This is a genomic window from Rhodanobacter sp. FW104-R8 (genome assembly GCF_001617365.1).
Taxonomy (GTDB): domain Bacteria; phylum Pseudomonadota; class Gammaproteobacteria; order Xanthomonadales; family Rhodanobacteraceae; genus Rhodanobacter.
Genome location: NZ_LVJR01000121.1, coordinates 14105 through 26307 on the forward strand (window position 1 = coordinate 14105; position 12203 = coordinate 26307).

Annotated in this window: 10 protein-coding genes; 7 read left to right on the forward strand and 3 right to left on the reverse strand. The window is 72.0% G+C overall.

The features are described 5' to 3' along the window. Nucleotides 1–63: 63 nt before the first annotated feature. The 7 genes from RHOFW104R8_RS15900 (at nucleotide 64) to RHOFW104R8_RS15930 (ending at nucleotide 7185) form a co-directional block, all read left to right on the forward strand. Nucleotides 64–468, forward strand: coding sequence for a SirB2 family protein (locus RHOFW104R8_RS15900; protein WP_068097289.1), 405 nt, complete (start codon nucleotides 64–66; stop codon nucleotides 466–468). Further along, the gene (locus RHOFW104R8_RS15905; protein WP_407071454.1) at nucleotides 456–2420 is read left to right on the forward strand and encodes a pyridoxal phosphate-dependent decarboxylase family protein; all 1965 of its coding nucleotides are present in this window, start codon (nucleotides 456–458) and stop codon (nucleotides 2418–2420) included. Before RHOFW104R8_RS15900 ends, RHOFW104R8_RS15905 begins: the two co-directional genes overlap by 13 nt. Nucleotides 2421–2434: 14 nt before the next feature. Further along, nucleotides 2435–3553, forward strand: a complete 1119-nt coding sequence (locus RHOFW104R8_RS15910) for a PLP-dependent cysteine synthase family protein (protein ID WP_068097292.1) — start codon at nucleotides 2435–2437, stop codon at nucleotides 3551–3553. Then, complete coding sequence (locus tag RHOFW104R8_RS15915; RefSeq protein ID WP_068097438.1) at nucleotides 3550–4314, forward strand: prephenate dehydrogenase/arogenate dehydrogenase family protein; 765 nt, start codon at nucleotides 3550–3552, stop codon at nucleotides 4312–4314. Before RHOFW104R8_RS15910 ends, RHOFW104R8_RS15915 begins: the two co-directional genes overlap by 4 nt. Next, nucleotides 4311–4583 carry a hypothetical protein gene (locus tag RHOFW104R8_RS15920; protein WP_068097295.1) on the forward strand — a complete coding sequence of 91 codons (273 nt, stop codon included), beginning with the start codon at nucleotides 4311–4313 and terminating at the stop codon, nucleotides 4581–4583. The genes RHOFW104R8_RS15915 and RHOFW104R8_RS15920 overlap by 4 nt, the downstream gene beginning before the upstream one ends. Next, entirely contained in the window at nucleotides 4567–4974 is a 408-nt protein-coding gene (locus RHOFW104R8_RS15925; RefSeq protein WP_068097298.1) for a DUF2946 domain-containing protein, read from the forward strand. Before RHOFW104R8_RS15920 ends, RHOFW104R8_RS15925 begins: the two co-directional genes overlap by 17 nt. Before the next feature lie 66 nt (nucleotides 4975–5040). Further along, nucleotides 5041–7185 carry a TonB-dependent copper receptor gene (locus RHOFW104R8_RS15930; protein ID WP_068097301.1) on the forward strand — a complete coding sequence of 715 codons (2145 nt, stop codon included), beginning with the start codon at nucleotides 5041–5043 and terminating at the stop codon, nucleotides 7183–7185. 61 nt (nucleotides 7186–7246) lie between these two features. On the opposite strand, the gene RHOFW104R8_RS15935 is transcribed toward RHOFW104R8_RS15930, so the two are convergent. The 3 genes from RHOFW104R8_RS15935 to RHOFW104R8_RS15945 form a co-directional block, all read right to left on the reverse strand. Further along, complete coding sequence (locus tag RHOFW104R8_RS15935; protein WP_068097304.1) at nucleotides 7247–7744, reverse strand: DnrO protein; 498 nt, start codon at nucleotides 7742–7744, stop codon at nucleotides 7247–7249. 81 nt (nucleotides 7745–7825) lie between these two features. Further along, nucleotides 7826–11089, reverse strand: a complete 3264-nt coding sequence (locus RHOFW104R8_RS15940; RefSeq protein WP_068097307.1) for an efflux RND transporter permease subunit — start codon at nucleotides 11087–11089, stop codon at nucleotides 7826–7828. Next, nucleotides 11086–12183, reverse strand: coding sequence for an efflux RND transporter periplasmic adaptor subunit (locus RHOFW104R8_RS15945; RefSeq protein ID WP_235605155.1), 1098 nt, complete (start codon nucleotides 12181–12183; stop codon nucleotides 11086–11088). The genes RHOFW104R8_RS15940 and RHOFW104R8_RS15945 overlap by 4 nt, the downstream gene beginning before the upstream one ends. Nucleotides 12184–12203 lie beyond the last annotated feature (20 nt).

The window sequence follows — 12203 nt, forward strand, 5'->3', positions numbered from 1 at the left end:
GGGCGCGCCGCGAGGCGCGCCCTGATGCTTGTCCCATTCCCCATTCCCGCGCCCGAATCCCCGATGCTCGAGTTCTATCCGCAGATCAAATGGGTGCACATCGCCTGCGTGCTGGCCAGCGGCCTGCTGTTCGCCTTGCGCGGCCTGCTGGTGCAGGGCGGCCACGCCGGCGCCGCACAGTGGGAGCCGGTGCGCTGGCTCAGCTACGCCATCGACACCACCCTGCTCACCGCCGCGCTGATGCTGGTGAGCATCCTGCCGCACGCGCTGTACGCCAACGGCTGGCTCGCCACCAAGCTGGTGCTGCTGGTGGCCTACGTGGTGCTGGGCACGCTGGCGCTGAAGCGGGCGCGCACGCCGCGCATGCGGCGGATCTTCTACGTGGCCGCGCTGGCCACCTACGTCTACATGCTCGGGGTGGCACGCATGCATCATCCGCTGGGCTGGCTGCACGGATGGTCCGCGTGAGCGCGGCGCAGCCCTTCCCCACGGAAGAACCGCGCGACCACGCGCTGGACGCCTGCTTCCTCGGCCCCTACGGCGAGAACGACACGCTGCTGGAAAAACTGCTGGTGGAGTTCCTGCGCGACCACGTCTACTGGCGGCGCAACTTCCACCCCGAGGATCCGCCGGCGATCGCCACCGCCGCCGCCCATCATCCGGACTACCTCGCCTTCGAATCGCGCATGCGCCGCGAGCTGCACCAGCTCTCCGCCGCGCTGAAGAGGTCGGTGCCGTTCCACAGCCCGCGCTACATCGGCCACATGGCCTCCGACCTGCTGCTGCCGGGGCTGGCCGCGCAGATGCTCACGTTGCCGTACAACCCCAACAACGTCAGCGAGGATGCCGCCCCGGTCACCGTGGACCTGGAGGTGCAGGTGGGCCTGCAGCTGGCGCGCATGCTCGGCTACCCGCACGATCCCGCGCAGCCGGCCTGCGCGTTCGGCCACCTCACCTCCGGCGGCACCCTGGCGAACTACCAGGCATTGCGGCTGGCGCTGGCGCTGAAGGCGTTCCCGGTGGCGCTGCGCGCGGCCGGCGTGCCGGAGCTGCCGCTGCCGGCGGACGCCTGGGCCGCCTTCAATCTTTCCACCGCCGACGGCATCGCGCTGCTGGAGGCGTGGCAGCGCTGGCTGGCCGCGCAGACGCCGGCACAACGCGCGCACTGGCTGCAGCGGGTGGAGCGCGAGCGCATCGAGCAGCGCGGCCTGGCCGGCTTCTTCGCCGCGCATCCGCAGCTGCGCGTGCCGCTGGTGCTGGCTCCGGTCACCGCGCATTACTCCTGGAGCAAGGGGCTGAAGCTGCTCGGCCTCGGCCGCGACCAGCTGGAGCTGCTGTCCACCGACGGCATGCGGCTGGACCCCGCCGCGTTGCACGACACGCTGGAACGCTGCGCACGCGAGCTTCAACCCGTGCTGATGTGCGTGGCCGTGCTCGGCGGCACCGAGTACGGCACCATCGACCCGCTCGACGCGGTGCTCGACGCGCGCCATGCATCGCGCCGGCGCGGGCTGGATTTCGCGGTGCACGTGGACGCCGCCTGGGGCGGCTACCTGGCCACGCTGTTCCGCCACGAGGACGGCTCGCTGCGCACGCGCGACGAAGTGGCCGCCGACTACACGCAGTTCCCCACGCCCGCGGTGCATGCCGCGTTTGCCGCGCTGGGCGACACCGACTCGGTCACCGTCGACCCGCACAAGCTCGGCTACCTGCCCTACGGCAGCGGCGCCTTCATCTGCCGCGACCACCGCGCAATGGCGCTGCTGGCCGAGCGCGCCGACTACGTGTTCCATGCCGCCACGCCCGCCGACTACCTGGCGCGCTACCGCAGCCTGGGCCAGTTCATCCCGGAGGGCTCGAAATCCGGCGCGGCGGCTGCCGCGGTCTACGTGACGCACAAGGTGCTGCCGCTGGACCACGCCCACTTCGGCCGGCTGCCGCGCGCCACCGTGCGTGCGGCCGAGGCGTTCCACGCCCGCGCGCAACGCTTCGCGCTGGAGCTGGCCGACTGCGTGCACGCGCTGGTGCCGTTCGCGCCGGACAGCAACCTGGTCTGCCTGGCGCTCAACCCGCCCGGCAACGCCTCGGTGGCGACGGCGAACGCATTCGTGCGCGCCCTGCACGACGAGCTGCGCTGCGACCCGCAGCAGCCGCTGCAGACCAGGGAGTTCTTCGGCTCGGTGACCAGCCTGCGCCCGGAGATGCTCGGCGCGGCGCAGACGGCGCGTATCCTCGGTGCGCTGGGCCTCGACCCGGCCAGCTTCGTTCCCGGCGACGACCGCCTGCTGATCCTGCGCCACACGCTGATGAACCCCTACCTGATCGATCGCGAAAACGGCATCAGCTACATCGACCGCTACTTCGACTTCCTCGGCCGGCGCGTGCGCGCCCTGCGCGACGCTGCCGGCTCCCGCCCATGATCACGGAGCCTGCGATGGACACCGTCCTACGACTGGTCAATCCGCAACGCGAGGCCGACCGGCGCTGGGTGCACACCGCGCTGGTGAAGCTGGCGCAGGAAGCGGCGCGCTCGGCCGACACCCACCTGCTGAAGCTGAACTTCCCCGGCTTCCACGGCATCGACTTCTACTTCAAGGACGAGGCCGCGCACCCCAGCGGCAGCCTGAAGCACCGCCTGGCGCGCTCGCTGTTCCTCTACGCGCTGTGCAACGGCCGCCTGCGCGGCGGGCAGACCGTGGTGGATGCCTCCTCCGGCAGCACGGCGATTTCCGAGGCGTGGTTCGCGCGCCTGCTGGGCCTGCCGTTCATCGCGGTGATGCCGGCCTGCACCGCGCCGGGCAAGATCCGCGACGTGCAGGCGCTGGGCGGCGAATGCGACCTGGTCGAGGATCCCGCCCAGGTGCATGCGCGCGCCGCCGAGCACGCCGCGCGCGGCGCCTGCCACCTGGACCAGTTCGGCCTGGCCGAGCGCGCCACCGACTGGCGCGGCAACAACAACATCGCCGAGTCGATCATCGGCCAGCTCGCCCTCGAGGCCGAGCCCGAGCCGGCCTGGATCGTCTGCGGCGCCGGCACCGGCGGCACCTCGGCCACCATCGGCCGCTACCTGCGTTACCGCCGGCTGTACACGCAGCTGTGCGTGGCCGAACCGGCCGGCAGCGGCTTCGTGCACGGCTGGCTCACGCGCGACCCCCAGGCACGGGCCAGCCAGCCCACCCTGATCGAGGGCATCGGCCGGCCGCGGGTGGAGCCGGGCTTCCTGTTCGACGTGGTCGACCGCGTGATCGAGGTGCCCGACGCCGCCTCGATCGCCGCCGCCTGGCTGCTGGAGGAACTCATCGGCCACCGCTACGGCGGCTCGTCCGGCACCAACCTGGTCGCCTGCCTGCAGCTGGCCGCCTCGATGCGCGCCCGCGGCGAGCGCGGCAGCATCGTCAGCCTGCTGTGCGACCGCGGCGAGCGCTACGCGCAGACGCTGTTCGATCCGTCGTGGCTGGCCGCCCGCGGCATCGACCTGGCGCCATGGAGCGCCGCGCTGCGCGACAGCCTGACCAGCGGCAGCCTGCCGATGGCGGCCGGCGCCGTGCCGTGACCTTCGCCATCCTCGGCTACGGCCGCTTCGGGCAGGCCTTCGCCGGCCTGCTGCAACAGGCGGGATACCCGGTGCGCGCCTTCGACCCGCAGGCCAGGGTGCCCGCCGACCTCGCCGCGCCCTCGGCCGCGGCGGCGATCGACGGCGCGGCGTGGGTGGTGCTGGCGATGCCGGTGCCGCACCTGCGCGCGGCCCTGCGCGCGCTGCGCCCGCAGCTGCACGCCGGGCAGACCGTGCTCGACGTGGGCAGCGTGAAGATGCATCCCTGCGCGACGATGGACGAACTGCTCGGTGCGGCGATCCCGCACGCCGGCACGCATCCGCTGTTCGGCCCGCTCAGCCTGGCCCGCGGCGAGCCGCTGCGCACGGTGGTCTGCCCCGCCGCGCAGCATCCGCAAGCCGCCGCCCGCGCCGGCGCGCTGTTCCGCACACTCGGCTGCGAGGTGATCGAACAGGATCCGGAAAGCCACGACCGCGCCATGGCGATGACCCACGCGCTGGCGTTCTTCATCGCCAAGGGCTTGGTCGACCTCGGCGTGGACGACGGCGTGCCGGTGGCGCCGCCCTCGTTCCAGGGCATGAAGCACATGCTGGCCGCGGTGCGCGGCGACGCCGGCCACCTGTTCGCCGCGATCCAGCGCGAGAACCCGTTCGCCGCCGAGGCACGCGCGCAACTGCTGGCCGAACTCGAACGGGTGCACCGGCAACTGCTGGCCGACGCAGACGGCGACAGCCTGGCGATCCCTGCACCGCCGGCATGAGCTTCCACGGGCCGTGCGGCTTCCTCGCACAGCCCGTACCGGCGGTGTCCACCCGCGGATTCGTCGGCCTGCTGCGCGGCCAGCGCACGCGCGCGTGGCCGGACGCGCTGCACGCAGCACCGCATGCCCGCGCGGACGAAGCCCGCACCTTCCCGGCAACCCCGCTGCGGCGCCGTGCCACAACGCTTTCCGCGCCGTGGCATGGCAGCATGAACTTGCCGAAAGTTCCCCGTCAGGCTATCGGGAAAGTCCTTGCGCCGCACGCGTGAAATCCGCATCTTTTTTGCCTGCCTGGCCTGGTTCGCCCTCGGCCTGACCATCGTTGCGCCGGTGGTTTCCCGCACCCTGGCAAGCGTCACCGCAAGCGCTGCGCACGGCGCGCATCACGCCATGGACATGTCGGCGCAGATGACCGCAGGACACGCCGACACGCACCGGCACGACAACGCACGCGGCGACCGCGACGGCATGCTGATGGAGCAGTGCGGCTACTGCAGCCTGCTCGGCCACAGTCCTCTGCTGATCGTCATCGCGTGGCTGCCCGGCCTGCTACCGCGCGCCACGCCGCGCCAACCGGTGCCGACTGCGCCGCAGCGCAGCCCCGAACGTTACACGCTGACCGCCGTACCGCGCGGCCCGCCTGCATTCCTGCCCGGCTGATCTGCACCGACCCGCGGCCGGGGTGCTGTCCGCGCCCGCCGCCCTGCCAGAACAACGAGGAATGCCATGTCTGCCCGTATCTTTTGCGAGCGCGCCCGTGCGGCTGCGCCATCGTCACCGCGCGCCACCGCCGCGCCCCTACCCGTCCGCCATGCCCTGCCGCGGACGATCGGAGTTGCCCTGCTGCTGGGCCCGCCGCTGGCCGCGGCGGCCACCGAGCCACCGGTCCAGGTATTCGCACCCATCGTGGTCACCGCGGTGATGCAGGACAGCCCGCTCACCGTGATCACCGATCCGAAGGCACCGCGCCAACCCGTGCCGGCCAGCGACGGCGCGGATTTCCTGAAAACCATCCCCGGCTTCGCCGTCATCCGCAAGGGCGGCAGCAACGGCGATCCGGTATTGCGCGGCATGACCGGTTCGCGCCTGAACATCCTGATCGACGGCGGCCAGATCGGTGGCGGCTGTCCGTCGCGGATGGACCCGCCCACCGCCTACATCTCGCCGCAGCTGTACGACCGCGTCACCGTGATCAAGGGGCCGGAAACCGTCCAGTACGGCCCCGGCAATTCGGCTGGCACGGTGCTGTTCGAGCGCGATTTCAAGCGCTATACGCAACCGGGCCATGCATTCGAGGGCAGCCTGCTCGGCGGATCGAACGGCCGCAACGACCAGATGGTCGACCTGCGCGCCGGCACGCCGGACGTCTACATGGGCATCAGTGCCAACCACACCCATGCACAGGACTACGAGGACGGCGACGGCCACCGCGTGCATTCCTACTACGACCGCTGGAACGCCGACCTGACCCTGGGCTGGACGCCGGACGACGACACCCGCCTCGAACTGACCGCCGGCAAGGGCGACGGCAAGGCCGCCTACGCTTTCAGCGGCATGGACGGCGCGCAGTTCCTGCGCGAGAGCGCGGGGCTGAAGTTCGAGCAGCGCTACGCCGACAGCGCGCTGGAAAAGCTGGAGGCGCAGCTCTACTACAACTACGCCGACCACGTGATGGACAACTACACCCTGCGCCGGCCCGACCCCAGCGGCATGATGCCGATGGCGATGGCCAGCGACGTGGCACGCACCACCGTCGGCGGTCGCGTCGCCGCCAGCTTCCGGTGGGATGAGTCGCTGGAGCTGGTGGCCGGCGCCGACGGTCCGGCCAACACGCACAACGCGCGCATGGGAGGACCTGCCGGCGGGATGCTGCCGGACTATCGCAACCAGCCGCGCCTGCGCGACGCGCGCATCGGCACGCTCGGCGCCTTCGGCGAACTGCGGTGGACGCTGGCCGAGCGCGACCGGCTGGTCAGCGGCGCGCGCCTCGATCGGGCGCACGCGCGCGGCTACCGCCTGACCGCACCCGCCACCGGCATGGGCGGCATGGGCGGCATGGGCGGCGCAACGAAGCTCGCGGCGAGCCGCTCGTCCACCCTGCCCGCCGGTTTCGTGCGCTACGAGCACGACCTGGCCGCGGCACCGGCCACGTTCTACGCCGGCATCGGCCACGTCGAGCGCTTCCCCGACTACTGGGAACTGTTCGGCCAGCATGTCGACAAGAGCGTCGCCGCGTTCCGCCGACTGGACCCGGAGCGCACCACCCAGCTCGACGTCGGCCTGCAGTACAACGACGACCAGCGGCTGAAGGCCTGGGTGTCCGGCTATGTCGGCGTGGTCGACGACTTCATCCTGCTCGACTATGGCCGCGGCATGATGGGCAAGAGCCAGGCGCGCAATGTCCGGGCGCGCATCGCCGGCACCGAGGCCGGCCTGGTCTATGCGTTCGACCGCCACTGGAAGGGCGACGCCACGCTGTCCTGGGCCTGGGGCGAAAACCAGAGCGACCACCGTCCGCTGCCGCAGATGCCGCCGCTGGAGGCCCGCCTCGGCCTCACCTACGACAGCGGCATCTGGTCGGTGGGCGCGCTGTGGCGGGTGGCCTCGGCGCAGCACCGGGTGGCGCCGGGCAGCGGCAACATCGTCGGCCAGGACCTCGGCCCCGGCGCCGGCTTCGGGGTGTTCTCGCTGAATGCGGGCTACCGCCTCAGCCGCACGCTCACGCTGAGCGCGGGCGTGGACAACCTGCTCGACAAGACCTATGCCGAGCACGTCAACGCGGCGAATGCGGGCCTGGTCGGCTATGTCAACACGCTGCGGGTGAATGAGCCGGGCCGCACCGGCTGGCTGAAGCTGGACGTGAAACTCTGACGGCGCAGCGGGAGGCGTCCCGGACGGCCCGCCTCGTGCGCGCCGTCCGGGATGGGTTGCCTCACGGCTCGTCGTGCATCGCGTGCTCGACCGGTGCCGGCTTGTCCCAGCCCGGGTCGTTGAAGTACTGCGGATAGTGCGCGATCGCCGCGCGCATATCGGCCACCGCCGAGACCTTCTTCGGATCGGCCTTCAGCGCCTGTGCCGCGCCCAGCAGCGGCACCAGGATGCCGTGCAGCGCGGCATCGGGCTCGGCCGCGAGTTTGCAGTTGGCGAACATGTAGGTCACCGCCTGCTCGACCTCGGTGGCGCGATCCACCGCCATCGGCGCGCTCATGTGGCCCATCTCGTAGTGGGCGAGCTGGTCCACCGCCGCGTGCGCGCGGCGCATGCCCTCGGCCAGCGGCGCGTCGGGCGTCCAGCGCTGCGCCGGCAGCGGTGCGGCGGCCGCGGCGGCATGCGCCGCGTGGCTTTCGTGGGCGTGCTGGGGGGAGGCCTGCACGGCCGTGGCCAGGCCCAGGCTGCACGCCAGTGCAAGTACGGCATGGAACGGTTTCATGCGGAATACTCCGGCAAGCGGCAAGGTGGCCGCGGGTGGGAAAAGGCTAGCGCGACGCACCGTGGCCCCGGCTGACCCACGTCAACCCGGCACCACCGCCGCCGGCGCCTGCGACAAACGGCCATCCGGCCCGACCCGGCGCTGCAGCCACGCGTAGTACAGCAGCGGGATCACCAGCAGGGTCAGCGCGGTCGAGACCAGGATGCCGAAGATCAACGATACCGCCAGGCCCTGGAAGATCGGGTCGTCGATGATGAAGAAGCCGCCGATCATCGCCGCCACGCCGGTCAGCACGATCGGCTTGGCGCGCACCGCCGCCGCGTCGATCACCGCCTCGCGCAGCGGCTGACCGGCCGCCAGCGCGTGGTTGATGAAGTCGATCAGCAGGATCGAGTTGCGCACGATGATGCCGGCCAGCGCGATCATGCCGATCATCGAGGTGGCGGTGTACTGCGCGCCCACCAGCGCATGCCCGGGCATCACGCCGATCACGGTCAGCGGGATCGGCGCCATGATGATCAGCGGCACCACGTAGCTCCTGAACTGGCCGACCACCAGCAGGTAGATCAGCAGCAGGCCCGCCGAATAGGCCAGGCCCATGTCGCGGAAGGTCTCGTAGGTGATCTGCCACTCGCCGTCCCACTTCACCGAGGCATCGGTGGTGTCGGTCGGCTGGGCGATGAAGTGTTGCTGCAGCAGCTGTCCCGCCACCTTGTCGTGGCCGAGCTTGCCGACCAGCGAGAACATGCCGTACAGCGGGCTGTCGGTGGCGCCGGCGTCGTCGCCGGTGACGGTGGCATAGGGCAGCAGGTCCTTGTGCCAGATCGCCTGCTCGCGCTGCGCCGGCTGCACCGCGACCACCTCGGACAGCGGCACCAGCGCGCCGCCCCGCGCCCGCACGCGCAGGGCCAGCAGCTGGCTCATCGCCGCCTGGTCGCCCGCGCCAAGGCGCAGGCGGATCGGCACCGCGTACTTGGCATGGCCGTCCATCAGGTAGCTGGCGTCGTCGCCGGACAGGGCGGTGCGCAGCGCCTGCGCGATGGCGGCCTGGTCCAGCCCCAGCCGCGCCGCGCGGGCGCGGTCGACCACCAGCACGTCGCGCGGCGCCTGCGCCTCCACGCTGGTGTCGACGTCGACGATGTCCGGGTTGGCCTTGAAATCCCGCTCCAACCCCAGCGCGACCTTGCGCACGGTGGCGTAGTCCGGGCCGTAGACCTCGGCCACGATCGGCGCCAGCACCGGCGGCCCGGGCGGCACCTCGACCACCTTCACCGAAGCGCCGTAGCGCGCGCCGATCTTCGCCAGCGCCGGGCGCACGGCCAGCGCGATGGCATGGCTCTGGCGCTGGCGCTCGTGCTTGTCGACCAGGCTCACCTGCAGGTCGCCCACGATCGGGCCGCTGCGCAGGTAGTACTGGCGCACCAGCCCGTTGAAGGTGATCGGCGCGGCGGTGCCCGCGTAGCCCTGCCAGTCCTTCACCTCGGGCACCTCCGCCACCGCCTGCGCCAGCTCGCCGAGCAGGCGGTTGGTGCGTTCCAGCGTGCTGCCCTCGGGCATGTCCACCACCACCTGGAACTCGGACTTGTTGTCGAATGGCAGCATCTTCAGCACTACCGCCTTGACCACCACCAGCCCCACCGCCGCCAGCACCAGCAGGCCCATCACGGCGAACAGCCGGCGGCGGCGGCGCGGCGCGCGGTCGCCGTGCAGGAACGGCGTCATCACCCGCTGGAACAGCCGCGGCAGCCAGCCGCCGGCCGACTCGTGCGCAGCGGCCGTGGCGGCTTCGCCGGCAGGGTGGCCGTGGCCGAGCAGCCGCAGCGCCAGCCATGGCGTGACCACCAGCGCCACCGCCAGCGACAGCAGCATGCCGGCCGAGGCGTTGATCGGGATTGGCCGCATGTACGGCCCCATCAGGCCGGACACGAACGCCATCGGCAGCAGCGCGGCGATCACCGTGAAGGTGGCCAGGATGGTCGGCCCGCCGACCTCGCCGACGGCCTCGGGGATCGCCTCGCGCAACGTGCGCCCGCCCAGCGCCATGTGCCGGTGGATGTTCTCCACCACCACGATGGCGTCGTCGACCAGGATGCCGATCGAGAAGATCAGCGCGAACAGCGAGACGCGGTTGATGGTGAAGCCCATCGCCCACGAGGCGAACAGGGTCAGCGCCAGGGTGACGATCACCGCGCTGCCGACCACCACCGCCGCGCGCCAGCTCAACGCCAGCAGCACCAGCAGCACCACCGACAGGGTGGCGAAGATCAGCTTGTGGATCAGCTTGTCCGCCTTGTCGGTGGCGGTCTGGCCGTAGTCGCGGGTGACCGCCACGTGCACGCCGGCGGGAATCGCCACGCCCTGCAGCGCGTCCAGCCGCCGGCGGATCGCGCCGGTGATGTCGGCCGCGTTGGTGCCCGGCTTCTTCGCCACCGCGATGGTCACCGCCGGCGCGTTGCCGGTGGCCGGGCCGGCCTTGCCCGCGGGCGCGCCGAACCAGGCGTAGCTGTCGGGCAGGTCGGCGCCCTGGCGGATCGTGGCCACGTCGGAGAGGAACACCGGCTGGCCGTTCTTCAGGCCGATCACCAGCTGCGACACCTCCGCCGCGTCGGCGAGGAAGCGCCCGGCGGTCACCGGCACGTCGCGCTCGCCGCCCACGCGGTCGCCGGCCTGGCTCACCGCGTTGGCCGCCTTCAGGGCGTTCGACAGATCGCCCGGCGTCATGCCATAGGCGGCCAGCTTCGCCGCATCCAGCTCCACCACCACCGCGCGCGCGGGCGCGCCGATGGTGTAGACGTCGCGCGTGCCGGGCACGCGCTTCAGTTCGGTTTCCAGCGTGTGCGCCACCTCGGCCAGCTGCACCGGCCCCTGCGCGGGCAGGTCGCTCCACAGGGTCAGCGCCATCACCGGCACGTCGTCGATGCCCATCGGCCGCACCAGCGGCGGGCCCACGCCGAGGCCCGGCGGCACGAAGCCCTGGTTCTGGAACACCTGGTTGTACAGCCGCACGATCGCCGCCTGCCGCGGCACGCCGACCTGGAACTCCACCGTCATCACCGCCATGCCGGGCCGGCTCACCGAATAGACGTGCTTGACGCCCTCGATCTCCGCCAGCTTCTGCTCCAGCGGAAACGCCACCAGGTTCTCGACGTCGCGCACGTCGGCGCCGGGGAACGGCACCATCACGTTGGCCATGGTCACGTCGATCTGCGGCTCTTCCTCGCGCGGCGTGATCATCACCGCGACCAGGCCCAGCAGCAGCGCCGCGATCGCCAGGATCGGGGTCAGCGGCGAGTCCTGGAATGCGCGGGCGATGCGGCCGGAGAAGCCGAGCCGTGGCCCGCTCATGGCGTGGCCCCGCGCCGCTGCCCGGCCAGCCAGCGCGCCGCGGCGGCCGGGTCGGCGGCGATGCGTTCGCCGTCGTCGAGCCCGGCCAGCACCTCGATCCGGTCGCCGTGGCGATGGCCCAGGCGCAGCTGGCGCAGCGCCACGCCATGCTCGCCCAGCACGTACACGCCCACCAGCTCGCCGCGCTGCACCAGCGCGTCGAGCGGCAGCAGCAGGCGCTTCGCCTCGCCGCTGGCGAACGCCACCTTCACCGTCATGCCCGGGTACAGGCCGGTGTCGCCGCCGGGCAATTCCAGTCGCACGCCGAAGCTGTGCGTCTGCGGATCGGCATACGGGAACACGGTGACCTTGGCGGCCGTCACGCGGCGGCCGTCGTCGAGCACCACCTCGGCGGCGTGGTAGCGGCGGATCGCGGCGATCGCGCTTTGCGGCACCTGCACGCTGACCCGCAGGTCCTGCAGCGACGCCAGCGCGATCAGCTGCTGCGGCGTCGGCGGCCCCGCCTGCACCGCCTCGCCCACCTGCACGAAGCGGCGGGTGACGATGCCGTCGTACGGTGCGCGCAGCACGGTGTAGTCGAGCTGCTGGCCGATCTGGCTGGACTGCGCCCGCGCCGACTGCAGCGCCGCCTGCGCCGCGTCGCGGCGGGCGCGCTCCGCATCGAGCTGTGCCTTGGCGACGAAGCCCTGCGGGTAGATCGCGACGAGCCGCTGGTAGGAGGCGGCCGCCTCCGTGTAGGTCGCCTGCGCCGCGGCGATCTGCGCCTGGGCGGCGCTGCGCGCGGACCTCTGCTCGACGTCGCTGAAGCGCACCAGCACGTCGCCCTTGTGCACGGCGTCGTTGACGTCGTAGGGCAGCTCGGTCACCCGCGCGTTGGTCTGCGCCGAGATCACCGCCTCGTGCACCGCCTCCACCACGCCGTCCCAGGCCTGCTCGTCGTGCGCCGGCTCGGCATGCACGGCCAGCGCGGCCAGCGGCGGCGGCGTGGCCGCCGCGGGCGGCGGCGCCATGCGCCCGCAGGCCGCGAGCGCGGCCACGGCAAGCGCAGTGGTGGCAAGGCGCATGGCGCGCCCGATGGTGTATCGGCGATGCATGTTTTCTTTCCGTCGTCGGG